This is a genomic window from Achromobacter semiaridum (assembly GCF_053543755.1).
The window spans coordinates 74,607-100,655 of the sequence record NZ_JBLVOL010000134.1 but is presented as its reverse complement, the minus strand read 5'-3'; the positions used below and the strand labels follow the sequence as shown (position 1 = coordinate 100,655).

The window sequence follows — 26,049 nt, the reverse complement described above, 5'->3', positions numbered from 1 at the left end:
TGCAAGATCAGGCGGCCAATTTTTCGAAGCCCAGGCTGCGATAGTCGAAGTCCGCGACGATGTTCTCCGCGAACCCCGGGGTGCCCTCGACAATGGCGCGGCGTTGCCGGTAGTGGTTCACGAGGTGGGTGTTGTGTGCATCCTCGACGTCGATGATGAAGGTGACGTTGGGGCCGAGCTTCTTCTCACGCAGCCCGCGACCGATGCGCTGGCGCAGCGCCACCTCCGCTTTGCCTCCGCCGGCGAGGATCACCATTCCCAGAGCGGGCACGTCAACCCCCACGTCCATGATCGTCGTGCCGATCAGGGCGTCCAGCTCGCCCCGCGCCAGGCGCCCCAACGCTGCCTCGCGCTCGTCCCCGCTCGAGTCCCCGTCAATGAATGCCGCGCGCACGCCGAAGCGCGTGAGCATGGCGACCAGGTCGTGGCCGTGTTGCTTGCGCGCGACCAGAATGAGCGCGGTGAGCCCGTAGCTGCGGCCGCGGATCACCTCAGCGGCAATCGCCTTGTTTCGATACTCATGCCCGACGATGCCCAGTTCCACGGCGCGCGGGTAGGGCGATGCCCGGAACAGCTTGGGCGGGCAAGTGGGGATTTTGATGTATTTGAAGAAGGGCTTCGCCAGAATGCCGCGCTCGATCAGCATCTTCTCGGAGATGTGGATGCCCACACTGCCGGAGCATGCCATTAGCCGCATGTTGTCGACCTCGGCGTCCTTCATGAAAGGCGTGGCTGTCAGCGCGAGGCGGTAGTAGGCGTTCTTGCAGTGGCTCATGACCTCGTAGAAGGACTCGCTCGCGGCCTCGTGAGCTTCCTCCAGAATGACGAACTCGAACCGCGCCAGCACCTCGATCATCTTCGCGCGCTTCGCCATCTGCTTTCTGAAGCCCTCCGGATCTTTGGACTCGGGAAAGTTGGGCTCCTTGAGCCAGGCGGCGATGGTCTGGACCATGCCGCACGTCACCTCGGTGCTCACTTGGAGCTTGCCGGCGCCCAGGATGGCAACTTGCTTGCCCATCGCGCGAAATTTCTTCGCCATCTGGGTCATCAGAACTTCCCTGGTGGTCAAAAACAGCGTCGGCCGGTTGATCCGCGCGGTGCAAAGCTGCGCCACCTTCGATTTGCCACCGCCGGTCGCGATCTGGGCAATCATCTGACCGTGACGGAGCAGAAGCCTGACCACTTCGGGCTGATAGTCGTAGCGCGGATGGTCAGGAAACGCGTCGACGACCGGTTTTCCCGGGCCGAGCGGGGCAGGGAGGGGCTTTTTCACTAGGCTCACGTTGACGCCGAGCGTGCGTAGGTGCTCCGTGACGTAGGTGACGAAGCCGCGCGGGAAAGTCCCCTGCAGGAAATCGAAGAAATTCGCTCTTCCGTCCCAACCTGACGACTTGAAGCCCGCCATGTGTTCGGTTCCGGCGACGGCGTAGCTCAAAAGCTGCTGGACTTCGAGCATCACCTGCCGAGGCGCGTTCAAAAGCTTGGCGACCACCGCGTTATGGGCGATCTGGACCGTAATAGCTGTCATATTGGTTGCGGATACAGTTGGATACATTTATAGTTAGCGCTGAGTGTAATTTTAGCCTTAAGAGTTCACGAAAAAGCGCATGGCCCTCAACTTAGAAGACCGCCCAGTCGACACTCTCGTTGCGAATGATTGGAATACCAACGAGGTGTCGCCCGAGAACGAGGCCAAGATCGAAGCCAGTCTCGACCGGCATTCGTTCTACCGCCCGATCATCGCGCGCGAGCTCGGCGACGGCCGACTCCAGATCCTGGGCGGTCAACACCGCTGGCAGATCGCAAAGCGCCGCGGCATGTCCACGGTGCCCGTGATTAACCTGGGCCAGATCGACGACCAGCGCGCGAAAGAGATCAGCCTGATCGACAACGCCCGCTACGGTCAGGACGACACCCTGCGCCTGGCCGAACTGCTGGGCGACATGGGCGACGTTGACGAACTGCTTGCGGTGCTCCCGATGAATAGCGCTGACATTGAGGGCATCTTCTCGGCGGCACGTGTCGGGCTCGACGAACTCGACATCCCCGGTGACGGCGACAAGCTCCCTGACCTGGCGCTGCCCACCGCCAGCGGGCCCACCCACCAGATCCTGCGTTTTAAGGTGCCGGCCGAAGACGCCGCGCGTCTGACGCGCTTGGTCGAAGCGACCATGAAAGCCCAGGGCTTCACCAACGAAGACTCGCTCGCGAATGCGGGCAATGCCCTGGTCCACCTGCTGCGCTCGATCTGACATGCCCAAGTTCGACGACTGCCTGAGCTGCGCTTTCTACGGTGAAGAGCCCGCCATCTGCGAGGAGTGCGAGGACGCCGACCAGTGGGTGGAAGGCGACGTCGATTACGACGACAGCCTGGCCGCCCGCGGCCGCGCGCTGCGCGGGAACGTCATCCCCATCCGTGCCCAGGCGCCGCACCGGCCCTGCGCGCATGTGCAAACCCAATTTCCCATCGAGCTTAAGAAAGCCGCATGAAAACGAAACCCGAAACGACCGAATGGGTGCCGGTCGCCGAGCTGAAGCCCTATGCGCTGAATGCCAAGAAGCACGGCCCGGAGCAGGTGCGGCGCATCGCGAACAGCATCAAGGCACACGGCTGGCGGGGCAACCCGATCATCGTCGACCAGAACGGCGTGATCCTGGCCGGCCACGGCCGGCGCCTGGCCGCGATTGAACTGGGGATGACCCATGTTCCCGTCGTTCGCGAAGCGATGACCCCGGAGCAAGCCCGCGCGTTCCGCCTGAGCGACAACCGGGCGGCCGAGGGCGGCCTGGACAACGACCTGCTCAAGCAAGACCTGCTTGAAATGGATCCGGGCACCCTCGCGCTGCTTGATGGCATCTTCGACAAGAAGGAACTCGAATTCGCCGTTGACGACATCATGGCCGTCAACCCGGACGTGTTCGCGAGCAGCCTGGACACTGTCATGGACGACGTGTCGGAAACCACCGAGCAGCGAATCGCCGAGGCGGCCGACAAGCGCGTGAGCCTGACCAAACTGTTCGGCTTCACGACCGTGCCGGGCTCCGCGAGCGTGGACGTCACGCGCTTCATCGCGACGCTGCAGGCAGAAGAGGGTGTTGACGCAGAAGAAGCGTTCATCGCGCACATCCGCGGGCACCTGCGCATCACGGAAGCCGAAGAATGAGCGAGGCACCCTACCGCATCGACGTCAAGTTCCCGACGCGCGTGATCCGCTCGCCGCGCGTGCTGGAGATCGCTGAAGCCTTCGGAATCGGGCTCGACGACAAGGATTTCGTCGTCTTCGACGGCTTGGAATTGCCCATCAAACGCGGCGACATCGTCTACATCACTGGCCAGTCCGGCGCCGGCAAGAGCGTGCTGCTCCGGGAGCTTGCTTCCCAGATGGCGGCCCGCGGCCATTCGGTGGTGAATCTCGACTCGATCGTCTTTGAAGACAAGCCACTGATCGACCAAATCGGCGACACGACCAAGCGCGGCATCGAACTGCTTGCGATTGCCGGGATCAATGATGCCTACCTCTATATCCGCAAGCCAACTGAGCTGTCCGACGGCCAGCGTTACCGCTTCCGCCTGGCAAAAGCCATCGAGCGCGGTGCCGACGTCTGGGCCGCGGACGAATTCATGGCGATCCTGGACCGCACTTCGGCGCGCGCGATCAGCTTCGCTATTCAGAAAGCTGCTCGACGCGTGGGTGCGACTGCACTGGTGGCAACGACCCATGTTGACCTAGTTGCCGATCTCGGGCCCGACGTGATCGTGACGAAGCGCTTTCGCGAGAAGCTGCGCGTCGAAGTCATCGAAGACGCGGTCGCAAAGCTCGCCACAGCCCCGGTCAGCCGGGAAGAACTCAATGAACGAATTTTGAAGGTGATGTAAATGACGACCAAACTGCTGGTGTTCACGAGCCCGAGCTGCGCGCCGTGCCGCCAACTGAAGCCGAACCTGCAAAAGCTGCAGGAAGAGCATGGCTTCGAGGCGACCTACCATGAGCTGTCCGACGAGACGCGTGCGGTGTTTTCGGTCCACGGCGTGCGCCAGGTGCCCTTCGTGATTGGCATCGACGACGCCGGCGAGCGGAAGGGCGCGTTCTTCGGCGCCCAGGCCGCGCCCATCCTCGAAAAGCACCTGCGCGACTGGGGTGTGATCGAATGACCCTGCGCTGCATTTGCACCTTCCAGGACTGCGGCGGCGTCGCGGTGGACAAGATCGCCGACGGCATCGAGCTCTGCGCGGACCACAGTGACCTCTGGCAACGTGTGCTCTCGGCGGCCCGCAGCGGTGGACTTGAGCACACCAAGCGCAAGCTGGCCGTCTGGGTGAAGATCCAGGGCGGGCCCGAGGCGGCCGCCGCGCGGATGCGTCCTGCGGCTGAAGCCGGCGCGAAGCTCTTCGACGCGCTGAAACGGGCCCAGAGCGCGAAATGACGCTCACCCTGGTCGACACACCCGACGTGTGCGTTCAGCGCGTCAGCGGGGCAGGAAAGCACTCCCTGTCGCTGTTGAAGCACATTCACGTCGAGCGCGGGACCAAAGCAGACTGGGAAGCCCTGGCCGAGCTCCATTACAAGGGGCATTCGCTCGCGGCTGCCCCGCGCTTTTACCGCTGCGTGTTCGACGACGGCGTCGACCGCATGCTGATTGGCGTTCTGGTGTTCTCCAACCCGATGCCGCTCAACAAGGGCAGGAATGAAGTATTCCCGAACCTGAAGCCGAACCAGCGCGGCGGCGCCGACACCCGGATGATGAACCAGCACCGGATGCAGCAGATCAACCGGTTTCTCGCGTGGAACAACCGGACCGTGCTGGACACGATGTTCCGCTCGGCCGGCATCGCGTATCGGTTCAAGAACCTGGCGTATCGCATGCACTGCGCCGAGTTCGGGCTGAAGTTCATCGAGTCCAACAGCTCGATGGGGCGGTTCAACCCGTTCTCGGTGAAGGCGGGCATGAAGTTCATCAAGCCCAAGCCGGCGAACGCGCGCGACGTGGGGGTCGATTTCTTCACCACCCACTTCCGTGCCCATCCCTGCGACCAAGTGGCGCTTCTGCAAGAGCTCGCGGCGATGCCGGAGGGCACGCGCACGCAGATCGAGAAGAAGCTGCGCGAGTTCTATTACCGAAACTCCGCGATGGAGAAGAGCGGCGACAAGATGCACATCGGCATGAGCCGGGTGAACGAGAAGCCGATCGACTACATCCTGAACCAGACGATCCAGATCGTCTTTGGCGCCACGATCTACTGGATCTGGGGGCCGAACCCTGACTATGGGCGCAAGCTGCCCAAGCGCATCCCGCTGACCGTGTTCGACGCGCAGCCCGTGATGGCGCCACTGAATGAATCCCTTCTCACGGAGCTCCTGAATGTCGAGTCCCAGCCTGGTTAACAGCCTGCCGCGCGCCAACCTCACGGACAAGCAGTATCGGATCCTCACGGTGATCGTGACCGGCAACGGCAAGGACGAGGCCGGCCGGGTCGATCCCGTCGATATGACGGAATTGCTGGACCGGCTCAGCTACCGCACGACCAAGGACTCGATGCAGTTCTCCATCCGCGCGCTGATCAAGCACGGACTCGTGGAGAAGGAATACCTCAAGCGCCGCGGTGCGACCCGGGCTGTGTTCCGGCCGACCCATCTTGCCGCGGTGATGCTCGGTCACGCCGCGGCGGTCCCCTTCGTGGAGCCCGAATTCGATCTCTCCGTCGCGCACGCGTGAAGTAAGGTTCTTATGTTGAGAAAGAAAGTTGTAGATATAGAGGGAAATCGAAAAACTCCCCTAGTAAACCTTACCCCCCGTTTTCGCCAGGGAAACCTCAAAACTCCCCTAGTGAAATCCGAGGCGAACGCTGCGGAACGGGAAGGGTGGTTGAACCGACTCCAGTGCCAGGCCAGGGACCACCGCGGCGTGGGGTTTTGTGACGTCCAAAGCAAAGTCCTGAAAAAATATTCATCGCTGACTATCATTTCGGCTCGCCTTGCCTATAATGGAGTTTCTGACCATGATGATCCTCCAATTGGACAGGCTTCCCTAAGAGCCTGTCCATTTTTTTCGTCCGAGGTGAGCCGTGGCGGATAAGAAGCCCGATGTCGCGGCTTCGAAGCCGCCGGCCCGCAAGACCCGGTCCTACAAGCACCTCACCACTGCCCAGCGCGCCGAGTGCTTCGCACTTTGGCGCTCGGGCACGATGACGCTCGACCAGCTCGCGAAAAAATTCAACAAGGACCGCACCACTCTGTCCGCGCTTTTTTCGAAGCACGGGGTCGTGAAGGGGTCTGACGCCAAGGTCACCGAGGAGAAGGTGGCGGCCGCGGTGACCGCCGCAATCGTTGACGACGCTTCCGTGCTCGCAAACCGCATTCGCGAGACGAAGGAGCAGCACTACAAGATGAACGAGGGCCTGGCAAAGCTGACCTGGAAGGTCGTGGTGGACGCATCCCAGCCAGGCAACAACATCGGCTCTCGCATCAACGAGATCAAGGCTCTCAAGCTCGCGGCCGACACGATCGCTAAGGCGCGCGAGGAACGCTTCGCGGTGCTGGGCATCAAGGCTGACGACGGTGATTCCGACGCGCCGCTGCCGCCCCTGACGATCCAAGAGCTGACCGCGGAAGACATCGAACGCATGAACGCCGAGCGTCTGCTGCAGGCGGCCCAGGAAGACCTGGGCATCGCGGACATTGGCGACATGGGCGATGGCGAGCTGGTGCCGGACGAAGACGAAGACCAGAACGACCGGGTGGAGACCGAATGACGGCCGGCAATTTCCTCTTCCTGCACGAGAAGCAGATGGAGGTCTACCGGGCCAAATCGCGTTTCAAGGTCGTGGTGGCCGGCCGCCGGTGGGGCAAGACGCAGCTCGCCAAGACCTCGATGATCCGGTTCGCGAACGTGCGCAACCGGCTCATTTGGTATGTCGCGCCGTCCTACCGCATGGCAAAGCAGATCATGTGGCCGGAGCTTCTGGCCGCGCTGCCTCGCCGGTGGGTCAAGAAGATCAACGAAACGTCGATGACCGTCACGCTGGTCAACAACACCAGGCTCGAGCTCAAGGGCGCCGACAACCCCGACTCGCTGCGCGGCGTGGGGGTCCACTACCTGGTCATGGACGAGGTCCAGGACATCCACCCGGAAGCCTGGACGAAAGTGCTGCGGCCGACGCTCGCGTCGACCAACGGCCAGGCGCTCTTCATCGGCACGCCGAAGGCATACAACTTCCTCTACGAGCTCTATGCCCTGGGCCAGAAGCCGGAAAACCGCGCGTCCGGGAAGTGGATCTCCTGGCAGTTCCCGACGATCACCTCGCCGTTCATCCCGCCGGACGAAATCGCCGCCGCGATGGAGGACATGGACGAAAAGAGCTTCAATCAGGAGTTCAATGCGTCCTTCGAGACGATGAGCGGTCGCGTCTACCACCCGTTTGACCGTCGCATCCACCTGCGCGCCTGCAAGTTCGATCCGTCCAAGCCCATTTGGGTCGGGCAAGACTTCAACATCGACCCCATGTCCAGCGTGATCATCCAGCAGCAGGACGACGGCACGCTGTGGGCGATCGATGAGGTCGTGCTTCGGGGATCCAATACCGAAGAGGTTTGCGACGAGCTGGACCGTCGCTACTGGCGCTACATCGACAATGTGGTGCTCTTCCCAGACCCGGCCGGCGCGTATCGCCAGCACGCGCGCGGCGAATCTGACCTGGACATCTTCCGCGAGCGGGGTTTCAAGCGCCAGCGCTACCACCGCAAGCATCCTCCGATCGCCGATCGCGTGAACGCGGTGAACCGCATGCTCAAGAGTGCGGACGGCACCGTGCGCTTCTATATCGATCCCAAGTGCAAGCACCTGATCGCATCCCTTGAGCAGACCATTTACAAGAAGGGCACCCGCGAGATCGACAAAGACGCCGATATCGAGCACAGCGGGGACGCCGCCGGCTATCTCATCCACTATCAGTTCCCGGTCCGCAAGGTCCAGATTGCAGGCAAGTCGATTTGACTTGTATGTATATGCAGCGCTGACTATAATTTGTTACATATGAGCCTCGAAGACCGTCAAAAAATGCTGCACGCGCTGGTTCAGCGCCGGCACCCGGACTATGCGAAGTTGATGCCGCATTGGACCTTTCTGTCCTCCGCCTATGAGGGCGGACGCGACTGGTTCGTGCCCAACATCCACCGCTACCTGAAAGAAGGCGACACCGAATACGCGGCGCGCGTCAGGCGTGCCTACCGGTTCAACCACACCCGCGAAGTCGTGGACCTCTTGAGCAAGTATCTGTTCAAGATGGAAATCTCGCGCAACGAGGCCAATGCCCCCGACAGCCTGAAGAAGTTCTGGAAAAAGGCGACGCTGAATGGCCTGTCGATTCGCGACTTCATGAAAGGCGTCGCGGACGACACGTCGCAGCTCGGGCGCGTTTGGATCGTGGTCGACAACAACGCTTCTGGCTCGGTCCTGACCAAGGCAGAGGAGGGCAACGTCCAGACCTACGCCTACACCGTGTTGCCCGGCAACATGATGGACGCGAGCTTTGACGAGTGCGGCGAGCTGAACTGGATCCTCTTCTATGAGGAGTCGCGTGACGACGAAGACCCGCTTACGTCCTCGGGCGCCCGGGTCGAACGCTACCGTCTCTGGACGCGCGAGGACTGGACGCTCTACCGGATCGACCGCTCCAACGCCGGAACCAAGCTGATGGTGAGCGCGACCGCGGACGGGAAAGGCCTGGTCGCGGTCACCGATGCCATCAAGCAGGGCGTCACGGGCGAACTGGGCACCATGCACGTCGCCAAAGACGAGAGCAAGTTCACCGTGATCGAGGAAGACTACGGCGTTCACGATCTGGGCGTGGTGCCCGTCGTGCCGGCAAGCCACCTCATCTCGAAGGGGCTTTACAGCGCGCCGGGCTTGATCGACGACATCGCCTACCTCGACCGCGCGGTGGCGAACTACCTCTCCAACCTGGACGCAATCATCCAGGACCAGACGTTCAGTCAGCTCGTGATCCCCGCCCAGGCGGTGGAGCCCGACAAGGACGGCATCGACGACAAGCTGGTCGAGATGGGCACCAAGCGCATCTTCACCTACGACGCCGAGGGCGGCGCAGCGCCGGCCTACATCAGCCCCGACGTCAAGCAGGCCCAACTGATTCTTGCGGTGATCGCGAAGATCATCAACGAGATTTACCACACCGCGGGCATGGCGGGCGAGCGCACCAAGGAGGACAACTCCCAGGGCATCGACAACAGCTCGGGCGTCGCGAAGGCATACGACTTCGAACGCGTGAACTCCATGCTGGCCGCGAAGGCTGACTCTCTCGAGTGGGTCGAATACCGCATTGCCGAGCTCGTGTGCAAGTGGAACGGCGTGGACGTGCCGGATCTGGAAGAGCCCCGCCTGGTGAGCTACCCGGACAACTTCGACGTGCGGGGCCTGCATGACGAGTTCGACATCGCCGCGCGCCTTTCGGTGGTCAACGCACCCGATGCGGTCCGGCGCCAGCAGATGGAGCAACTGATCGACAAGCTCTTCCCGCAGCTCGACGTAAAGCTGATCGCCGCGATGAAGAAGGAACTTCAGAACTGGCCTCCCGAACCGCCCGCTCCGGCGGCTGGCTCGGAGAACACGCCTGAGAAGGCAGTGAAGGCAGCCGCAAACAATTCGCTGGGCAACCAGCTCGTTAAACCCGCCGGCAAGTGAAGCGCCGGCATTTCTCACACAACGCCCGAGTGAACGGGCACAAAGGTAAAGACAAATGATGCGAATCAAACGACTGATGGCCCTTCACCGCTTGCACAGCCCCGCCACCGGGGGCGAAGGCGGCGAGGGTAGCGGCGGCGGTGGTTCCGGTGGTTCTGGCGCTTCCGGCCAAGGCGAAGGCCAGGGCGAGGGCGCTGGCGAAGGTGAGGGGGAGGGCGAAGGCGAAGGTGAAGGCCAAGGCTCGGGCGACGACGCCGGCCAGAAGTCCAAGCTGTCGGACAACGAGGCCAAGCTCCTGAAGGAGAACATGGCGAAGAAGAAGGCCCTCGCCACCGCCCAGGCCGCGCTGAAAGAATTCGAGGGTATCGACCCGGCCAAGGCGCGCGCCGCGCTGGCAGCCCAGCAAGCAGCCGAGACCGCCGCGCTGGAGGCCAAGGGCGCGTGGGACAAGCTGAAGGACCAGATGGTCGCCGCTCATGCGGCTGAGACCGAAGCGCTGAAGTCGCAACTGACCGCCGAACAGGCTCGTGCATCTGCCGCTGCAGCCCAGATCGCCGAGCTGACCATCGGCGGCGCGTTCGCCGCTTCCCAGTTTGTCCAGACCGAACTGACGTTGCCGGTGAACAAGGCTCGCCAGTCTTACGGCGCGCACTTCGAGTTCGTGGACGGCGCCATTGTCGCCTTCGATAAGCCGGCCAGTGCCGCGAACCGCACCCAACTGATCGGTGGTGACGGCGAGCCCCTGCCGTTCGAAGCTGCGCTGAAGAAGCTGGTCGAACTGGATCCGGACCGCGACCAACTGCTGAAGTCGAAGATCAAGCCGGGTAGCGGTAGCCGCCCGAACGCGCCCGGCACCAAGACGCCCGCCGCGACCGAAGACAACGGCAAGGGCGCCGCTCGCATTGCGAATCTGCTTCGCAAGGGCGTTGGCGTTCCCGACGCTGCCTAGCAAGAATATATGCAGCGCTTGCTATATTTTGTTTGACAAAATGTAACAAGCGCTGTATTGTCCAAGCTTACATCACGGCTCTAAGGGAATTGAGTTGGTTGATTGGCAAATGTCACGCAACTGAGCAATTCACAAGGAGCTTAAATGCCGCTGCTCAAGCAAGAAGCCGACAAGCTGTCCAATAACGACCTCGTTAAGGGCATTGTCGAAGAACTGATCGAACGCGACGACCTGTTCGACGTGCTGCCCTTCGTGTCCACGAACTCGAAGGCATACGTCTACAACCGTGAAGACGCGGCCGCCATGAAGGACACCACCGCGGACTTCGCGCCGAAGTGGATCGACCCCAACGAAATCATCACCGAAGGCGCCGTCGGCTTCCAGGAAGTCACCACGCACCTGCGCATCATCGCCGGCGACGTGGACATCGACAAGTTCCTGCAGGAAACCGAGTCGGACACCAACGACCAGATGACCGCCCAGATCACCGCGAAGGCGAAGATGATGGGCCGCCAGTTCAAGCTGAATCTGATGCAGGGCAACCGCACCAAGAACGCCAAGCAGTTCGACGGCGTCTACAAGATCAGCGAAGAAAACGACAGCCAGATCATCGACGTTGCCAACCCGGCAGACGGTTCCCCGTCCAACCTGACCCTGTCCATGCTGGACCAACTGGCTGACGCCGTGCCGAAGGGCGCCAACGCCTTCCTCATGAGCAAGGCCACGGTCCGTCAATTCCGCGCTCTGCTGCGCGCAGCCGGTGGCACCGCCCCGGCCGAGCTGATGCTGCCGGAATTCGGTCGCCCGATGCTGACCCATAACGGTCTGCCCATCCTGGTGACGGACTTCATGGTGAATGACAAGGTCACCGTTGGCGGCACGGACGTTCCTGTTACGGACGTGTTTGCGGTCCGCCTGAACGAAGCTGACGGCCTGCACGGTCTGTATGGCGGCGCCTCTGCCGGCATGCGCCTGGAAAACCTGGGCACCGTTCAGAACAAGGACGCCACCCGCCTGCGCGTGAAGTGGTATTGCGGCCTGGCGCTGAAGAGCACTGTGTCGCTGGCTCGCCTGAAGAACGTGCGCACGACTGCGTAAAAAATCATCAATCAGCGATGATTGAATGAGGCTACAGGGGCACGAGGTTTCGTGCCCCTTTTCCCATCCTGGAACCCCATGAAACTGAAGATTATCTCTCCCGAGTTCAGCCACTACACGGGCCATTTCGGCACCGTCCTCTTTCAAGACGGCGTGTCGGTCGGTGATGTCTCTTCCGCCGAAGCGCGCGTGATCGCCGCAATCACCACGGTCGTCGACGCCGAGTCGGGCGCGCGTGTGGGTGACGTCGAGCTGTGGTCCACCTCCCAGACCAAGACTGCCGAGGTCTACAACTACCCCACGGTTGCGCAGCGCAAGGCTATGCAAGCGAGCTCCGGCGCGCCGGTGCCTCAGACCGCGGTTGCTGCCGTCAATGCGACCACGGCTTCGGTCGCCGCTGTCGTCCACACGGTCGAATCCCTGGCCGCTGTCGCTGACGCGAAGGGCATCAAGGGCCTGCGCGAGATCGGCGATACGTTTGGCGTGAAGGCGAACACCACCGCCAAGCTGATCGACGCCATCCTGACCGCCCAGAACAAGGCGAACGTCAAGCCGCCGGTGCTGGATCCGGTAGTGACCCAGGGCGAGCCCGAGGCGACCCCGCCCGAGCAGACCGAGCAGACCGAGCAGACCGAGTCGTCTGCGCAGGAAGGTGAGCCGGGTGATACGACGGAAGACCAAGGCGGGAATGCCGACGGCGTCGGCGAATCCGAAGACGACATCACGACCGTCGTCGACGGCGAGGTCTAAGCCATGTCCGCGTTCGCTGCCGACACGCTCGTGATCGCTCGGTTCGACCTCTTCGACGCCGAGGGCAACCTCATCGTGGTAGATGAAGCCTCTTACCGTCTGACCGACCATGACGGCCAAGAGCTCATCCCGCTGACGGAATTGCCCGAGCCGGTGGCGGCGGACGCCGAAGTGGCTGTCATCGAAATCCCCGCCGAATTCAACAGCGTGGCGCCCGGCCTCGTGCGGGAACTGCGCCAGGTCGAACTGGTGCTCAAAACGCCGCGCGGCACCATCAGGCAGGCGTGGGACTACATCGTCGAGATCGCCGAAGTGCTCGCCGAGCACGTCAACAGCTTCCAGACCTACGGTCAGGCGGTGATGGCGGCGTGCGACCTCCCCAACATTCCGGGCTGGACCCGCGCGCCCAAACGAGATCGAGTGACCGCTCTCGTGCAGGCGCGCCTGAACCTCGCCCGCATGCGCTACCGCTACGTGTATGACGGCAACCAGTCGATCCTAGAGGAAGTTGTGTTGGTGCGCGACCTGACGCAGATCACTCTCGATGAGTGGCGTGCTCTGCCGAACGACTTCGTTACCGCCCTGCGCCGTGCCCAAGTGATCGAGGCGGACGCAATTCTCGGCGGGGATGAGATCGGGGACATTCGCCGGGCCGGCATCGTGAGCAAGTCCACCGGGGAGTCGAAGCACTTCTACCGGGCGAACCTCAAGGCTATCGAGCGCCCCATCTGCGCGCGCGCGATGCGCGAAATGTCGAAGTGGGTGCTGAACCGCATGCGTTTGGGGCGCACCGCATGATCGGCCGCGTCACGTGCAAGCTCCGCAAAGTCGTTGACTTCGACGTGCGCGGGCAGGGCGTCTATGGCGCCCCGCGGAAGGTCAAGGCCGAGGTGCTCAAGATCGAAACCGGATCAGGGCAGCTCCCCATTGGAGGGAGCTTCAGCGGCACCCAGGGCCATGCCGAGGAAATCAGCGGCTTCGCCCATCTGCTTTTCCCTTTGACCGTCCAGGTTGATTTCGGCGATCGGGTCGAGCTGGACGGCAAGAATTTCCGAGTGACCGGGGTGCAACTGCGCCGGGATGCCGTTGGGCGCCCGGAGCACTACGAAGTGAAGGCGACACATGGCTAAGGGCGGCAGCAAGGTTTCCATGAACCGAAAGGGGCTGGAGATCAGCATCAAGCAGACCGGCGAGCGCGTGACGCGCGGCGTCGCGACCGTAATGAGCGAGGAGGGCAAGAAGATCGCCGAACTCGCCCGCGACTACGCACCGGTCGACAAGGGCAACTTGGAGGACGCAATCCAGGTCGAGGAGGCAAACACGGGCCTGAACGGGCGTCGCGAGGTCACGGTCTTCGTGGACGAGTCGGTTGCGGCCGGCGGCGACAAGGCGGTCGGGGACTACGCGCTCCTGATGCACGAAGCGCTCTACCCGTATGGCAGCGCCGGTCCTGACGATAAGCGCTTCCAGTTGGGCCCGAAGTCTCAGGCGAAGCGGGCAGGTGGCAAGAAGGTGGGCGGCAAATTCCTCACCCGGGCGCTGTCTGATCGCCGCGCCGAATTCATGGCGAAGGTCGCCAAGAAGGTGAAGAACTCATGATTCAAATCGAGCTCGCCGAATACCTCAAGAACCTGCAGGCAAAGCCCGCGCGCAGCGCAAAGGCACTGCCCAGCGTATTCGCCGAATACATGCCCGCGAACGTCATCACCGGTTCATTCATCAAGCTGGCGCCCGAAGGCGTAGCGATTGATGGGGAGATTGAGGGCTATCACACCGGGGAGGTGCAACTGCTTACGCGCGCTAAGACCGCTCAAGACGCGGAGAGGCTTGCTCTGGATGGTATGTCAGCGCTGACCTTCAAGGTGGAGACCCCCTTGGGCGAACGCTACCTCGTGAAGCAGATGCGGCCCACGTCAGTTCCCCGTTCTTACCCGCTGACTCCCGGCGAGCAATACGAATGCGCTGTTACATTTCGGATTGCCTATGTTACACTTCAATAGTCAAGCCTGACTATACTTTGCAAAGGAAATTTGATGGCTACTTCTTCCAACGGCGATGCCAAGAACGTGAAGCTGGGAGTGTGCAAAGTCACCTTCAACAGCGTCGATCTGGGCTTCACCAAGGGCGGCGTGGAAGTGACGGTGGAAACCGAAACCCACGAAGTCACGGTGGACCAGATGGGCAACACGCCGATCAACGAATACATCATCGGCCGCACCTGCACGGTCAAGGTGCCGCTGGCCGAGACGACCCTGGAAAACATGGTTGCCGTGATGCCGGGCGCCAAGCTGATCACCGACAGCACTGACCCGACCAAGAAGAAGGTCGAAGTGCCCACCGGCACCGGCCTGAACCTGCTCGACTTCGCCCAAACGCTGAATCTGCATCCCATCGCGAAGGATGCCGCTGACAAGAGCGACGACTTCACCGTCAACCGCGCCGGCACCGCGGGCGCGCTGAACTACAGCTACATGCTGGACGACGAGCGCATCTACAACGTCGAGTTCAAGGCATATCCCGACGCTGACGGCCGCCTGTTCGTGGCCGGCGACACGACCGCCGTCGACCTGTAAGGCGTCGCGAACCATCCCCGACTTGCGCCTGTCATGTAACCAAATATGACCAAGTCGGGGCCTTAGCCGCCCGCGCGGCACCAAATACCGAACTGCAAGAACTATGGAATTCCTGAACCTCGACGAAATTTCGGCGCCCCTGCGCAGCATCAAGCTGAAGGGCAAGGAGCACCCGGTCAAGGAGCTCGACGTGGACGGCTTCATCGACACGATGCGCGACGCCCGGGAACTCGAAAAGACCGATCCGAACGACGTTGCCCAACAGATCGAGCTGACGATCAAGCAGATCCAGCGCTCCGTGCCGTCTCTGACGCGAGAGCTCCTGGGCGCGCTGCGTCCCGCCCAGATCCGCGCCATCAACCAGTTCCTGCAAGGCCAGCTCGCCGACGGCGCCCAAAAGGCGACCGAAGACGGCGACGCGGAGGCCCCCTCCGAAAAAAAGCCCGACTGAAGTCGTTGGACTTCGGGTTCGTCTACGCCCGAGTCCTTCACTTCTACGGGCTCTCCCGGGCAGAGCTACTGGCTCTCCCCATCCGCACTTTCTGGATGCTGAACCGAAACATCGACCGCATCAGCGCGCAGAAAGACCTTCGACACCTCGCGGTTTTGCTGGCTGCGAACACCAGTAAGCAGGACCAACTCACTCGAGAACGCGACCGCTTGGTTCGCGAATTCGATGAGCCATTCAAGTTCGACCGACTCCCGATCAGTTCAGAGCGAGACGAGGCGGGCTGGCAAGAGCTGAAAAACATGCGATTCCGCTAAAGGGTAGACGAGCAGCGCGCGATGAGTGACAAAGTAATCAGTATCCAGTTGACGATGGACGACCGTGAGTTCACGGTGTCCACCAAGCGTCTAGGCTCGCTGCTCACAGCACTTCAGCGCGATCTGCAGTCCACCGCTACCGCCGCGAACCGGGTAGAAGCCCGCATGGGTGGCCTGGGCACGGCGTTTCGGCACGTGGTCATGACCGCGGCGGCGGTGCGCTTTGCCCTCATGGACATCAACGACGTGTTCCTGTCGTTGCCCCGGTCCATTCTCAAGACCACGGGCGAATTCGAGCGTCTGACCACGCTGCTGAACGGCCTCAGCACGGCGACGACGGCCGCCGGCAAGATCAAGGAAAGCGGCGAGAGCTTCGCCTACATCATCGACGTGGCGAAGTCCGCGCCGTTTGAGATCAAAGCCATCACCGACTCGTTCGTCAAGTTCAAGTCGGCCGGCCTGGATCCGACCAACGGTTCGATGCAAGCCCTGATCGATGCCGTCGCCCGGTTCGGTGGCGACAGTGACACGCTCAAGCGGGCGTCGATCGCCATCCAGCAGATGGCCGGCAAGGGCGTCATCTCGATGGAAGAACTTCGCCAGCAGCTCGGCGAAGCGGTCCCGACCGCCATGCGGTCGATGGCTGAGGGCATGGGCATGACCATGTCCGAACTGACGGCTGCGGTGTCAAAGGGGACCGTAGAGTCCACGAGCGCGCTGCGCAAGATGTTCACGATGATGAACTTCGAAAGCCGCGGCGCTGCGAAGGACTTCATGGGCACCTGGACGGGGATCACGTCCAAGCTCAAAACCGAATGGGATTTGCTGCTCAATGACACCGGCAAGAGCGAGTTCGCCGCCGAGGTCAAGAAGCAACTGCAGGATCTGACCGACTACCTGGGTAGCAACGACGCACGCAAGTTCGCCCAGGAACTCGGCAGAGACCTGGCCTCCGTCGTCCGGGGCATGCGCAGCCTGGTCGACATGACGGTCGAGTATGGCGGCGTGGTCAAGACCCTGGTCTCGACGATGGCGGCATTCTGGGCGGTCAACAAGGTGAACGCCTACCGCGCGGCCGTCGCAAAGACCTTCCAGGAAAGTCAGAAGGCGTTCCTGCAGAGCGTCCAGGAAAACCGTGACAAGGCGTCTGCCGAGGCGGCGATCTCCAACGTGCAGGCGCAGAACGCTGTCCGGCTCAATGCGGCCCGGGTCGTGAACGAAAAGGACACGTATCGCCAGTTGAGGGCCGCCCGGGACGAGTATCACCGGCACATCGCCCAGCTTGAGGCGGACACGCAGCGCCGGCTGCAGACGTCTCGCAATCCGAAGTATGACCGCAACATCATGGCGAACGACGTCCAGGTCGAGGCCATCCGGGCTCAACTCGTGGCGAACGACCTGCTTATCGCCAAGCAGCGCGAGGTCGGCTCAGCCCTGCTCAAGGAGCGGGGTGAACTGCAAAAGACCGCGGCTCAGAAGCTGAAGGTGGCCGATGCCGCCATGAAGGCAAGCCAGAACATCGGCCTGATGACCCGCGCGATGGGCGCTGGTCAGTTCGTGTTCAACGCCCTCGGCGGCTGGCTGGGCATGGTCACCCTTGCGCTGACCGTTGGCGCCACGATGTGGGACGCCTGGGCGAACAAGGGCGAGCGCGCACTCAAGCGGGTGCGCGACGCAATCAACAGCGGCACATCGGACAAGTCCACGGTTGCCGACATCGACTCGCAGATCGAGGCGAAGCGCGCAGAGCTCAAGTCGATCACCGACGCTCAAGCCGCGCGCCCGAACCTGCCCACCGGCGTGAAGAAGGCTGCGGGGCTCCGGGGCGGTGCGGCGGATGAGGTGGCGCTCGCGCAGGAGCGTGCGCGGATCCAGACCGAGCAGGAACTGCAGGAACTGCAGAAGCAGCGCATCCTGGTCGAGAACGACGCCATTCGCAATGAGAGCCAAGCACGTGCCGCCACGCTGAGCGCTCGCGTCGACGCGGAACTCAAGGCGGTCAAGGACACCTCCAACGCCGCGCTGGTCGCAGCGAAGACGGAGGGCGACGCGAAGCTCGCGACGCTGAAGAAGGGTTCCAAGGAATACGAAGCGCAGGTCAAAGCGAATGCCAATCTCGCGCGCCAAGCGGCGCTCGACCAGGCCAAGCAGGAGCAGACCCTGCTCGAAAAGCAGGCCGCGGAGGCGAAGCGGCAGCTCGAATCCCTCACCAAGTCGGGTGCGGACCGCTATGAAATCGGCACCCAGGCCGCATTCGTCGCGACGTTGAACGAGAAGCTGCTCGCCAACCAAACGATGCGCGAGAACGCGGAATACAACTTCGCCGACAACGTCATCCTGGGTGACAAGAAGGGCAAGAAGGGGCCCAAGGATCCGCGCGACCGCATCACGAAGGCCATCGACAAGGCGTCTTCCTCGCTCGACAAGGCGATGGTGCGCCTGGACGACCTCAACGAAGGGGTTGTGACCTACCAGCGCCTCTACGACTCGGTGCTCGCTGGACTGGAGGCGGACCGCGACAACGGGAACCTGCAAGCATCCGATAGCGAGCTCGGCGCGCTCGCCGGCCTGAAGGCCCAGAAGGAGGAGGTCGACCGGCTCGCCAAGTCGCTCATCTCCCTGAATCGGGAAGAGGAAAAGATCAAGACCACGCGCGCCGAACTGGTCGCGCGCTACGACGACCCTCTGAGCGCCGAAAGTGCGAAGACGGGGGTCTTTGAGCTTGAGCAAGCAATCCAAACGCTGGGCAAGACGCTCACGGAGACCGGGCGCGCGTCCGACGAGTTCCGCACCAAGACCGCTTCGCTCATTTCGAAGCAAGCCGTCAACGACTACCTCGACTTCGTCTCCCAGCTAAAGCTGAAGTCCAAAGACCTGACGATCGATCTCATGCCATACGAGAACGACCGGCTCCGGGCGACCCAGCAGCGAGAACTCGCGGAGCTGGATCGTCAATACAAGGTGCGTCGGGACAAGCTGACGAAGGAAGTGGCAGACAAGGAGAACGCCAACGAGCTGATGGCTCGCGCGGACGCCGACTATTTCGCCTACCGCCAGCAGATTGCGCAGCGCCAATACAACGAGGCCCGGCCGCTCTTGGAGCAAACACTCCAGGAATGGACCAACGTCTACGGCCAGATGAACCACATCACGGACAACTGGGCGCAGCAGGGCATGGACGCGTGGGTCAACTTCACCACGACCGGCAAGTTCGAGTGGCGCAACATGCTCGCGAACATGCTGACCGACGCGTCGCGGTTCATGAGCCAGATCGGTTTCGGGCAACTGTTCAAGGGTCTGACGAGCCCGGATGGCGCCGGCACGGGCGGCTTCACGCAGTGGCTGTCGTCTGCCGTGTCGAAGGTCCAGCAGATGCTGGGCATGAACACGACGGGCGCCGCCGGTGCGCCGACCGCTGCCGCAGACGCTGCGGGCGCCGCCGGCACGATCGGTTCCAACGTCCTCGGCGCCATGGCAGGAACGGGCGCAGAGGGCGCTGCAGCCAAAGCCATTGCCGGAGCCGGCAATTCCGCCTCCGCGCTGACCTCGTCGCTCAACATGCTGGGCAAGGACACGATCGGCGTCTCGTCCGGCTTCATCGCTAATACGGTGGCGACCTCCGGCCTGACCGACGCGGTTGGCGCAAGCGCCGTTTCAACCGTTGCCGGCATGCTGACCGATCAGGCCGCCGACGCCGCGAATCTGAGTGCGACCTCCTCGGCAACCCTGGAAATGTTCCTGATGTCGATCGCCCTGCAAGGCGCTTCGGCCAGCCTTTACGCGTTGGCGGCAGCCGCCACCACCGCTGCCGCCACCAGCACCGCCACGGCTGCCTTCGCCGATGGCGGGATCATGACCGGTGCCGGGTCGGTGCCTCTTAAAAAGTATGCCCGCGGAGGCATTGCGACCAGGCCGCAGCTCGCGCTCTTTGGTGAGGGCTCGATGGCGGAAGCCTACGTCCCGCTGCCGGACGGGCGCTCCATCCCCGTCACGATGCAGGGCGACATGAAGGGCGCCACTGGCGGCGCCAACATCGTGAACATCAGCATCAACGTCAACGAGAACGGCCAGGCCAGCACGTCCAAGAGCGGAATGGACACGGATCGCTGGTCGAGCATGGCGAACCAGATCGTCTCGCTGGTTGACGACCGCATCAACAACGCCACTCGCAACGGCGGCATTCTGAGCAAAAACCGATGAGCAAGCCAGTGTTTCCCTGGGCGGCTGATCTTGGCGCGACCGTCAAGCGCACGCCCTCTGTCAACACCACGAAATACGGTGACGGTTACGAGGCGCGGGTCGCGACGGGGATCAATTCCGCGCCGCGCACGTGGAGCGTCACCTTCACCTACCCGTGGGCAGTGGCCGGCAAGATCAGCGACTTCCTGCTGGCACGCGGCGGAGTGGAAGCCTTCACCTGGACCGATGGGCGCGGCAACACCGCGAACTACAAGTGCGCCGAGTGGAGCGAGGCACAGGCGAAAAAGGGGCTGCACGTCATCAGCGCTGATTTCGTGGAGGTGTTCGAGGCATGAGCTCAATCACCACCGAAATGCAGTCGCTGGCGCCGACCGCGCTGATCGAACTGTTCATCCTGGACATGACCAATCTGCCCAATGGGGACAAGTCCTATTGGCACGCCGGCACGAACAAGCTGACGCAGCCCATTGTTTGGCAGGGGCAGCAGTATCTGCCGTTGCCGATCGAAGCCGAGGGCTTCGATATCAACACCGACGGCACGACGCCGCGTCCAAAGGTGCGGGTGGCCAACATCGACGGCCTGTTCTCGGCTGAGGTGCGCAACAACGACGACTTGGTCAACTGCAAGATCATCCGCAAGCGCACGCACGCCCGATTCCTCGACGCGGTGAACTTTCCGAACGGGAACCCCGAAGCGAACCCGCACGAGAACTACCCGGACCAGCTCTGGTATATCAACCGCAAGACGAACGAAACAAAATACATGATCGAGTGGGAACTCGTCAGCGCATTCGATTTGCGCAACGCGACGATCCCCGCCCGTCAAGTGCTTCAAAACTCCTGCGCGTTTCGATACCGCGGCGCAGAGTGCGGCTGGACCGGCACCTTCTACTACGACGAAAACCAGATTCCGCAGTGGGACGCTTCCGCAGACAAGTGCGGCAAGACGATGACCGACTGTCGCGTCCGTTTCAAAGAGCAGCCAATCCGCTTCGGCGGCTTTCCCGGAGCGCGTCGCTATGAGTCCTGATGTCCTGACAACCGTGCGCGAGGCCGCGGTGCGCGCGTATCCCGAAGAGGCATGCGGCTTCATCGTGCAGAACGGAAGCAAGGCGTTCGCGGTCGAGGTGAAGAACCGCCACGAAGATCCGCTGCAGCATTTCAGGATCGCACGCGAGGACCGAATCGAAGCCCAGGCGCGCGGCACCATTCTGGGCGTGTGGCACACCCATCCCGGGCGCACGAGCGACCCCTCGGACGCCGACCGCGTCGGGATCGAGGCGACCCATCTTCCGTGGCTGATCCAGGGTTTGACACAGACCGCCGACGGCAAGTTCGAGTTTGCTCGTCACGGCGTCTACACGCCCGAGGGCTTCCAGATGCCCTACGAGGGGCGTCCCTACGTCGCCGGCTGCTTCGACTGCTGGTCGCTGGTCGTCGATTACATGGCGCGCGAGCACAACGTCCTCCTCAATCGCTACCCCTATACCCAGGCCGACGGCACGCCCGGATTTCACCTGTTCGACACGGACGCCTACGTCGACGAGGGACTGGTGCTGCTGACCGACCGCAAGAAGGTCTTCCTGCCGGGCGACATCCTGTTTATGCAGGTGCTCGACGGTAACCGCCCGGACCACTGCGCCGTCTATATCGGCGACGACAGGATCCTGCATCACAACCACGGCCGCAATTCCTCGATCGACGTCTTCGGGACGCGCTCGAAGTATGTGACGCATCACCTCCGCCACGAGTCGCTATGCAACTGACCAAAGTCTATCTCGAAGGCGCGCTGGGAGCCCGATTTGGCCGGGAGTGGGAGCTCGCTGCCAAGACGCCCCGCCAGGCGCTGAAGCTGCTGCGGGCCAACGAGCCCGAGTTCATCAAGTGGATGGCCGAACACCAGGACATCTACAGCCTCTACACAGTTTCCGTCGAGTTCGAGGATGGATCCACCCTCGAGTGCTCTGACGACGCGATCTCGCACCTGCCGCGGCGACCGGTGTCGATCACCTTTGAGCCGGTCATCGAAGGCGCGGGCGCGGCGGCGCGAATCGTCGTCGGCGTCGTGCTGCTGGTGGTCTCCGCAATCACCTACAACCCCGCGGGCGTTGGCGCCGGCTGGACCATGATGTTCGCGGTCGGCGCCTCGCTGACCCTTGGCGGCCTGGTCGGGCTGCTGACGTCCTCCGGCGGCGGCTCTTCGGAGTCGAAGCGGGAGGACAAGACGTCCTACTTCTTCAACGGGCCCACCAACACCGAGGCCCAGGGCGTCCCGGTGCCGCTCATCTACGGGGATGAAGTCCTTGTGGGCTCGCACTGCATCTCCGCATCCCTTTCCGTTGACCAGTTGATGTAAATGCCAATTCTCGAGCACATTGAAGACATTATCGGCGCCGGCGGCGGTGGCAAGAGCGGCGGCGGCAAAGCCCGCGTAGCGGTTGAAGACCCCGATAGCGCGCAGAGCGAGCAGAAGGTTGCCATCCTCGACCTCGTGTCCGAGGGCGTGCTGGGCGGCCTGGTCAACGGGGCGCAGTCGATTTTCCTCGACGACACCGCCTTGCAGAACGCGGACGGTAGCTACAACTTCGAAGGGGTGGTGTGGGACTTCCGCCCTGGGACGCTCGACCAGACCCCGATCCCGGGCTTCTCGGACATCGAGTCCCCGACATCCGTGAACGTCCAGGTGAAGACGACGTCGCCGGCGGTGATCTCGATCAACAACCCGCTGTGTGACACCGTCCGCATGATCATGGCGTTCCCGCAGATGACCACGCAGGACAAGAAGAACGGCGACATGCACGGCGCGTCGGTTGCCTACCACTTCGAAGTCGCTGTGAACGGCGGCCCATATCAGCAACTGGGCGCGTCGATCAGCAAGTCGTTCAAGGCTCGCTCTCGCACGCAGTTCGAGCATCTGCTGCGGTTGCCCAGAAACGCGATCAACGGCCAGGCGGCGAGCTACTGGACGATTCGCACTGTCCGGGAAACGCCGGACAGCACCGAGACGGCAACGCAGAACGAGACCTGGCTGGACGCTTTTGTGGAAATCGTCGAGTCCCGGATGTGCTACCCGGGGTCGGCATATTTCGCGCTGCGCCTTGCATCCAAGTATTTCTCGTCGATTCCGACGCGATCCTACCTCGTGCGCGGGCAATACATCCGCGTGCCGTCCAACTATGACCCGGTGTCGCGCACCTACGTCGGCAACTGGAATGGCACGTTCAAGATGGCGATTTCAGGCTGTCCTGCCTGGGTGCTGTTCGACGTGCTCACGGACAAGCGCTATGGGATCGGCAACTACATCGACGAAGACCAAGTCGATATCGCCGAGCTCTACACCATCGGGCGCTATTGCGACGAGCTGGTGAGCGACGGTTTCGGCGGAACCGAGCCGCGATTCTCGATCAACACCATGATCCAGACCCAGGCGCAAGCCTTCCAGGTCATCAAGGACATCTGCTCGGTGTTCCGCGGCAACCCATTCTGGAACGGATCCGAGATCGGTTTTATGCAGGACCGCCCGGGTTCCCCGGTCATGGTGTTCTCCCAGGCGAACATCGTTGAAGGATCGCTGTCGCGCTCGGGGACTGAGCGAGACGACCGCCACAGCGCGGTGCGGGTGAAATACAACGACCGCACCCAGCGATTCAAGCAGAACACCGAAATCATCGAAGATCAGGAGCTCATTGAGAAGCTGAACGGCTATCGCGTGCTGGACCTGACGGCGTTCGGTTGCGCGAGCCGCGGGCAGGCCGCCCGCATGGGGCGCTGGGCGCTCTACACGGAGCACTACGAGAACCAGATTTGGCAGTTCGACACCGGCATGGAAGCAGCGACCCTGCTGCCGGGCGACATCATCAAGCTGCACGACACGACGATCGCCGGCAGCCGCATGAGCGGCCGCGTCAGGAGCTTCACCGCGACGAGCGTCGAGTTGGACGCACCGGTGACGCTGCTCGGACCTGGCGCCTCGATCTCCATCCGCATGCCGGACGGCACCTACGCGGAGCGTTACATCTCCGAATCGATGGGCGAGCACACGACCGTTTCCTGGGCCTCGCCTCTGACGGCGGACCCGGTTCCCAACGCGATCTGGATCATCGCGCAGCCGGACCTGCAGCCGATCCTCGCGCGGGTGCTAAATGTCGCCCAAGGGGACAAGCCGACTGAGCTTCGCCTGCGCGTGCTCGAGCACAACCCCAGCAAGTTCGACGCGGTCGAAAAGGGGCTGAAGCTCGACAAGCCGAAGAACAGCCTGATCGACACCAACACCGTTAATCCCGTGACCGACTTCAAGGTTTACGAGACGCCGGTGGTGGTGGCCCCGGGCGTGCTGGGCATCTCCCTCGATATGTCGTGGGCGAGCGGCGCGCAGTTCTTCGAAGTGACTTGGCGGCGCCTGGGCACCTACGCTACCAACTGGGAAACAGTAACCCTGTCCAGCCCCATGCTGACGCTCCCGAACGTGCGCGCCGGCCAGCACCAGATCCGCATCATTGCCCAGAACACGTTTGGCAAGCGCAGCTCCATGTTCGAGGCGTTCTACACCACGGTGGGCAGGACGTCGGCGCCCGGCGACGTCGCCAATTTCAAGGTGCAGAAGCGCACCAACGACTTGGTCCTCACCTGGGACGCTGTGACGGACATCGCGGTATCGGGCTATGAGGTGAGGGTGGGTCCGTCGTGGGACACGTCCGACGTGATCATCGCCGAGTTTCAGGGGACGATGGTTCAGCACGACCAGGACAAAGCGGGCACATACTACTACCACATCCGCTCCATCAACGCGGACGGGGTGTTCTCCGACAACGTCAGCACCTTTGAACTCGTGCTGGCAGCGCCCGCGCCGGTGGAGAATTTCGACGTGATCCAGTCGAGCCTGCGTCTGGAATTGCGCTGGAACGCCAACCCAGAGGTGGACATCAGCCACTACGAAATCCGCGAGGGCGAGACCTGGGCGACGGGGATCATGCTCGCAGAGGTGAAGGCCACCAGCCACTCGATCCCCTCGGGAACCATCGGGAACCGGACGTTCTGGATCAAGGCCGTCGCCAGCCCCGGCATTCCGAGCGAACTGGCGACCTTCGTGTCGACCAACATCGCGATGCCGACGGACTCCAATATCGTGTTCACCACGGAGGAGTCGCTGCTCGACTGGCCGGGCTACAAGCTCAACATGAAGCAGGTTGGCTACGACCTGATGATGGTCGACGGCGCGACCCGTGGCGAATATATGTTCTCCGTGGACCTGCTGGATACCTACCGCGCTCAGAACTCCATCTTCGCCAGCTTGAACTCGGTGGTGGCGGACACCGACCTGATGACCTGGGAAACCTCCCTGTTTGCGTGGGACGACCCCGAAGCGATCCGCGGGTGGGCGCCTGGCGGCGATATCGAATCGGTCACCGGCCGCTACCAGATCGCGCGCCGGGTTGGGCTGGCGAACAACGAGGTCGACGGCTGGCGACTGAACGACACGCTTGCATCGGTGGCCGGCCGCCTTCCTTACCGTTCGGAAAACGCATCCTACGACCAGGCGCGGTTCGCAAACGGTCTGCGCGTGCGGGACAAGGTGAAAGTGGGATGGAAGGGCGCCGCGGTAGATGGCAGCTTCAGCTACACCCTAACGGTGAAGCCCAAGGTCGTGGGCAAGAGCAACGAGCGGGAGATCGCCAAGTTGTCCCATCAAACGAGCAGCCGCTTCCTGGCGCTCGGCTACAGCGAGGCGGCGAAGGAATTCTACGTCACGGACCACACGAACCGCCGCGTGGCAGCGCGCCTGGCAATCGAGGTGGGCGACGTGATCGTGATCTCCATCGTGCAGACCCTGACGGACCGCCGGCTCTTCGTTGGCAAGATTGGCGGCGCCACCGCTGCGGGCTCAGAAGACTTCGCGCCGCTGGGAGCCTTCAACCAACTCGACCTGTTTTGGTAGGTGTGATGTTATGTAGCGCTGACTATTGACACAGAAAGCCCCGGCCGATATGATCCGGGGCGTTGTTACATTAACTTACGACT

At 62.5% G+C, this 26,049-nt stretch carries 28 protein-coding genes; 27 read left to right on the top strand and 1 reads right to left on the bottom strand.

All coding sequences use genetic code 11. The annotated features are described in order from the left end of the window. Window positions 1-7: 7 nt before the first annotated feature. Window positions 8-1,528, bottom strand: a complete 1,521-nt coding sequence (locus ACNPP0_RS27655) for a DEAD/DEAH box helicase (RefSeq protein ID WP_448707672.1) — start codon at window positions 1,526-1,528, stop codon at window positions 8-10. Between the two features lie 79 nt (window positions 1,529-1,607). Between ACNPP0_RS27655 and ACNPP0_RS27650 the strand changes: the two genes are divergently transcribed. The 27 genes from ACNPP0_RS27650 (at window position 1,608) to ACNPP0_RS27520 (ending at window position 25,966) form a co-directional block, all read left to right on the top strand. Continuing rightward, on the top strand, window positions 1,608-2,252 hold the full coding sequence (locus tag ACNPP0_RS27650; protein WP_448707671.1) for a ParB/RepB/Spo0J family partition protein: 645 nt from the start codon (window positions 1,608-1,610) through the stop codon (window positions 2,250-2,252). Window position 2,253: 1 nt separating this feature from the next. After that, on the top strand, window positions 2,254-2,490 hold the full coding sequence (locus ACNPP0_RS27645; RefSeq protein ID WP_448707670.1) for a hypothetical protein: 237 nt from the start codon (window positions 2,254-2,256) through the stop codon (window positions 2,488-2,490). Next, entirely contained in the window at window positions 2,487-3,164 is a 678-nt protein-coding gene (locus ACNPP0_RS27640; RefSeq protein WP_448707669.1) for a ParB/Srx family N-terminal domain-containing protein, read from the top strand. Before ACNPP0_RS27645 ends, ACNPP0_RS27640 begins: the two co-directional genes overlap by 4 nt. Beyond that, a complete protein-coding gene (locus tag ACNPP0_RS27635; RefSeq protein WP_448707668.1) occupies window positions 3,161-3,877 on the top strand; it encodes an ATP-binding cassette domain-containing protein in 717 nt (238 codons plus the stop codon). The genes ACNPP0_RS27640 and ACNPP0_RS27635 overlap by 4 nt, the downstream gene beginning before the upstream one ends. Then, entirely contained in the window at window positions 3,878-4,153 is a 276-nt protein-coding gene (locus tag ACNPP0_RS27630; protein WP_448707667.1) for a TlpA family protein disulfide reductase, read from the top strand. Beyond that, window positions 4,150-4,425, top strand: a complete 276-nt coding sequence (locus ACNPP0_RS27625; RefSeq protein WP_448707666.1) for a hypothetical protein — start codon at window positions 4,150-4,152, stop codon at window positions 4,423-4,425. Before ACNPP0_RS27630 ends, ACNPP0_RS27625 begins: the two co-directional genes overlap by 4 nt. Then, window positions 4,422-5,384, top strand: coding sequence for a hypothetical protein (locus ACNPP0_RS27620; RefSeq protein ID WP_448707665.1), 963 nt, complete (start codon window positions 4,422-4,424; stop codon window positions 5,382-5,384). The genes ACNPP0_RS27625 and ACNPP0_RS27620 overlap by 4 nt, the downstream gene beginning before the upstream one ends. Beyond that, entirely contained in the window at window positions 5,362-5,715 is a 354-nt protein-coding gene (locus tag ACNPP0_RS27615; RefSeq protein WP_448707664.1) for a hypothetical protein, read from the top strand. The genes ACNPP0_RS27620 and ACNPP0_RS27615 overlap by 23 nt, the downstream gene beginning before the upstream one ends. A gap of 349 nt (window positions 5,716-6,064) precedes the next feature. Next, a complete protein-coding gene (locus ACNPP0_RS27610) occupies window positions 6,065-6,751 on the top strand; it encodes a helix-turn-helix domain-containing protein (RefSeq protein WP_448707663.1) in 687 nt (228 codons plus the stop codon). Beyond that, window positions 6,748-7,992 carry a terminase large subunit domain-containing protein gene (locus ACNPP0_RS27605; RefSeq protein WP_448707662.1) on the top strand — a complete coding sequence of 415 codons (1,245 nt, stop codon included), beginning with the start codon at window positions 6,748-6,750 and terminating at the stop codon, window positions 7,990-7,992. Before ACNPP0_RS27610 ends, ACNPP0_RS27605 begins: the two co-directional genes overlap by 4 nt. Before the next feature lie 39 nt (window positions 7,993-8,031). Further along, window positions 8,032-9,696 carry a hypothetical protein gene (locus tag ACNPP0_RS27600; RefSeq protein WP_448707661.1) on the top strand — a complete coding sequence of 555 codons (1,665 nt, stop codon included), beginning with the start codon at window positions 8,032-8,034 and terminating at the stop codon, window positions 9,694-9,696. Window positions 9,697-9,751: 55 nt separating this feature from the next. Then, window positions 9,752-10,645 (top strand): DUF6651 domain-containing protein, encoded by an 894-nt coding sequence (locus ACNPP0_RS27595; RefSeq protein ID WP_448707660.1) that lies wholly within the window; start codon window positions 9,752-9,754, stop codon window positions 10,643-10,645. Window positions 10,646-10,789: 144 nt separating this feature from the next. After that, window positions 10,790-11,743 (top strand): major capsid protein, encoded by a 954-nt coding sequence (locus ACNPP0_RS27590; protein ID WP_448707659.1) that lies wholly within the window; start codon window positions 10,790-10,792, stop codon window positions 11,741-11,743. Window positions 11,744-11,821: 78 nt separating this feature from the next. Next, on the top strand, window positions 11,822-12,493 hold the full coding sequence (locus tag ACNPP0_RS27585) for a hypothetical protein (protein WP_448707658.1): 672 nt from the start codon (window positions 11,822-11,824) through the stop codon (window positions 12,491-12,493). A 3-nt stretch (window positions 12,494-12,496) separates the two neighbouring features. Beyond that, window positions 12,497-13,291 (top strand): hypothetical protein, encoded by a 795-nt coding sequence (locus ACNPP0_RS27580; RefSeq protein WP_448707657.1) that lies wholly within the window; start codon window positions 12,497-12,499, stop codon window positions 13,289-13,291. Next, window positions 13,288-13,623, top strand: a complete 336-nt coding sequence (locus ACNPP0_RS27575; RefSeq protein ID WP_448707656.1) for a hypothetical protein — start codon at window positions 13,288-13,290, stop codon at window positions 13,621-13,623. The genes ACNPP0_RS27580 and ACNPP0_RS27575 overlap by 4 nt, the downstream gene beginning before the upstream one ends. Then, window positions 13,616-14,092, top strand: a complete 477-nt coding sequence (locus tag ACNPP0_RS27570) for a hypothetical protein (RefSeq protein WP_448707655.1) — start codon at window positions 13,616-13,618, stop codon at window positions 14,090-14,092. Before ACNPP0_RS27575 ends, ACNPP0_RS27570 begins: the two co-directional genes overlap by 8 nt. Beyond that, complete coding sequence (locus ACNPP0_RS27565) at window positions 14,089-14,493, top strand: hypothetical protein (RefSeq protein WP_448707654.1); 405 nt, start codon at window positions 14,089-14,091, stop codon at window positions 14,491-14,493. The genes ACNPP0_RS27570 and ACNPP0_RS27565 overlap by 4 nt, the downstream gene beginning before the upstream one ends. 33 nt (window positions 14,494-14,526) lie before the next feature. Next, window positions 14,527-15,066 (top strand): hypothetical protein, encoded by a 540-nt coding sequence (locus ACNPP0_RS27560; RefSeq protein WP_448707653.1) that lies wholly within the window; start codon window positions 14,527-14,529, stop codon window positions 15,064-15,066. 103 nt (window positions 15,067-15,169) lie between these two features. Then, window positions 15,170-15,517: a hypothetical protein gene (locus ACNPP0_RS27555; protein WP_448707652.1), complete on the top strand. Its 348-nt coding sequence runs from the start codon at window positions 15,170-15,172 to the stop codon at window positions 15,515-15,517. A 95-nt stretch (window positions 15,518-15,612) separates the two neighbouring features. Beyond that, window positions 15,613-15,831, top strand: a complete 219-nt coding sequence (locus ACNPP0_RS27550) for a hypothetical protein (RefSeq protein ID WP_448707651.1) — start codon at window positions 15,613-15,615, stop codon at window positions 15,829-15,831. 21 nt (window positions 15,832-15,852) lie between these two features. Continuing rightward, window positions 15,853-20,031 (top strand): tape measure protein, encoded by a 4,179-nt coding sequence (locus ACNPP0_RS27545; RefSeq protein ID WP_448707650.1) that lies wholly within the window; start codon window positions 15,853-15,855, stop codon window positions 20,029-20,031. Further along, a complete protein-coding gene (locus ACNPP0_RS27540) occupies window positions 20,028-20,366 on the top strand; it encodes a phage tail protein (RefSeq protein ID WP_448707649.1) in 339 nt (112 codons plus the stop codon). The genes ACNPP0_RS27545 and ACNPP0_RS27540 overlap by 4 nt, the downstream gene beginning before the upstream one ends. Beyond that, window positions 20,363-21,061: a phage minor tail protein L gene (locus ACNPP0_RS27535; RefSeq protein WP_448707648.1), complete on the top strand. Its 699-nt coding sequence runs from the start codon at window positions 20,363-20,365 to the stop codon at window positions 21,059-21,061. Before ACNPP0_RS27540 ends, ACNPP0_RS27535 begins: the two co-directional genes overlap by 4 nt. Further along, window positions 21,051-21,797, top strand: coding sequence for a C40 family peptidase (locus tag ACNPP0_RS27530; protein WP_448707647.1), 747 nt, complete (start codon window positions 21,051-21,053; stop codon window positions 21,795-21,797). The genes ACNPP0_RS27535 and ACNPP0_RS27530 overlap by 11 nt, the downstream gene beginning before the upstream one ends. Further along, on the top strand, window positions 21,788-22,387 hold the full coding sequence (locus ACNPP0_RS27525; RefSeq protein ID WP_448707646.1) for a tail assembly protein: 600 nt from the start codon (window positions 21,788-21,790) through the stop codon (window positions 22,385-22,387). Before ACNPP0_RS27530 ends, ACNPP0_RS27525 begins: the two co-directional genes overlap by 10 nt. Continuing rightward, window positions 22,388-25,966: a TipJ family phage tail tip protein gene (locus tag ACNPP0_RS27520; protein WP_448707645.1), complete on the top strand. Its 3,579-nt coding sequence runs from the start codon at window positions 22,388-22,390 to the stop codon at window positions 25,964-25,966. Window positions 25,967-26,049: the final 83 nt, after the last annotated feature.

Excerpts from the sequence above, each read along its gene's own strand:
- ACNPP0_RS27655 (WP_448707672.1), bottom strand. The coding sequence starts at position 1,528 with ATGACAGCTATTACGGTCCAGATCGCCCATAACGCGGTGGTCGCCAAG.
- ACNPP0_RS27650 (WP_448707671.1), top strand. The coding sequence starts at position 1,608 with ATGGCCCTCAACTTAGAAGACCGCCCAGTCGACACTCTCGTTGCGAAT.
- ACNPP0_RS27645 (WP_448707670.1), top strand. The coding sequence starts at position 2,254 with ATGCCCAAGTTCGACGACTGCCTGAGCTGCGCTTTCTACGGTGAAGAG.
- ACNPP0_RS27640 (WP_448707669.1), top strand. The coding sequence starts at position 2,487 with ATGAAAACGAAACCCGAAACGACCGAATGGGTGCCGGTCGCCGAGCTG.
- ACNPP0_RS27635 (WP_448707668.1), top strand. The coding sequence starts at position 3,161 with ATGAGCGAGGCACCCTACCGCATCGACGTCAAGTTCCCGACGCGCGTG.
- ACNPP0_RS27630 (WP_448707667.1), top strand. The coding sequence starts at position 3,878 with ATGACGACCAAACTGCTGGTGTTCACGAGCCCGAGCTGCGCGCCGTGC.
- ACNPP0_RS27625 (WP_448707666.1), top strand. The coding sequence starts at position 4,150 with ATGACCCTGCGCTGCATTTGCACCTTCCAGGACTGCGGCGGCGTCGCG.
- ACNPP0_RS27620 (WP_448707665.1), top strand. The coding sequence starts at position 4,422 with ATGACGCTCACCCTGGTCGACACACCCGACGTGTGCGTTCAGCGCGTC.
- ACNPP0_RS27615 (WP_448707664.1), top strand. The coding sequence starts at position 5,362 with ATGTCGAGTCCCAGCCTGGTTAACAGCCTGCCGCGCGCCAACCTCACG.
- ACNPP0_RS27605 (WP_448707662.1), top strand. The coding sequence starts at position 6,748 with ATGACGGCCGGCAATTTCCTCTTCCTGCACGAGAAGCAGATGGAGGTC.
- ACNPP0_RS27600 (WP_448707661.1), top strand. The coding sequence starts at position 8,032 with ATGAGCCTCGAAGACCGTCAAAAAATGCTGCACGCGCTGGTTCAGCGC.
- ACNPP0_RS27595 (WP_448707660.1), top strand. The coding sequence starts at position 9,752 with ATGATGCGAATCAAACGACTGATGGCCCTTCACCGCTTGCACAGCCCC.
- ACNPP0_RS27590 (WP_448707659.1), top strand. The coding sequence starts at position 10,790 with ATGCCGCTGCTCAAGCAAGAAGCCGACAAGCTGTCCAATAACGACCTC.
- ACNPP0_RS27585 (WP_448707658.1), top strand. The coding sequence starts at position 11,822 with ATGAAACTGAAGATTATCTCTCCCGAGTTCAGCCACTACACGGGCCAT.
- ACNPP0_RS27580 (WP_448707657.1), top strand. The coding sequence starts at position 12,497 with ATGTCCGCGTTCGCTGCCGACACGCTCGTGATCGCTCGGTTCGACCTC.
- ACNPP0_RS27575 (WP_448707656.1), top strand. The coding sequence starts at position 13,288 with ATGATCGGCCGCGTCACGTGCAAGCTCCGCAAAGTCGTTGACTTCGAC.
- ACNPP0_RS27570 (WP_448707655.1), top strand. The coding sequence starts at position 13,616 with ATGGCTAAGGGCGGCAGCAAGGTTTCCATGAACCGAAAGGGGCTGGAG.
- ACNPP0_RS27565 (WP_448707654.1), top strand. The coding sequence starts at position 14,089 with ATGATTCAAATCGAGCTCGCCGAATACCTCAAGAACCTGCAGGCAAAG.
- ACNPP0_RS27560 (WP_448707653.1), top strand. The coding sequence starts at position 14,527 with ATGGCTACTTCTTCCAACGGCGATGCCAAGAACGTGAAGCTGGGAGTG.
- ACNPP0_RS27555 (WP_448707652.1), top strand. The coding sequence starts at position 15,170 with ATGGAATTCCTGAACCTCGACGAAATTTCGGCGCCCCTGCGCAGCATC.
- ACNPP0_RS27550 (WP_448707651.1), top strand. The coding sequence starts at position 15,613 with ATGCTGAACCGAAACATCGACCGCATCAGCGCGCAGAAAGACCTTCGA.
- ACNPP0_RS27545 (WP_448707650.1), top strand. The coding sequence starts at position 15,853 with ATGAGTGACAAAGTAATCAGTATCCAGTTGACGATGGACGACCGTGAG.
- ACNPP0_RS27540 (WP_448707649.1), top strand. The coding sequence starts at position 20,028 with ATGAGCAAGCCAGTGTTTCCCTGGGCGGCTGATCTTGGCGCGACCGTC.
- ACNPP0_RS27535 (WP_448707648.1), top strand. The coding sequence starts at position 20,363 with ATGAGCTCAATCACCACCGAAATGCAGTCGCTGGCGCCGACCGCGCTG.
- ACNPP0_RS27530 (WP_448707647.1), top strand. The coding sequence starts at position 21,051 with ATGAGTCCTGATGTCCTGACAACCGTGCGCGAGGCCGCGGTGCGCGCG.
- ACNPP0_RS27525 (WP_448707646.1), top strand. The coding sequence starts at position 21,788 with ATGCAACTGACCAAAGTCTATCTCGAAGGCGCGCTGGGAGCCCGATTT.
- ACNPP0_RS27520 (WP_448707645.1), top strand. The coding sequence starts at position 22,388 with ATGCCAATTCTCGAGCACATTGAAGACATTATCGGCGCCGGCGGCGGT.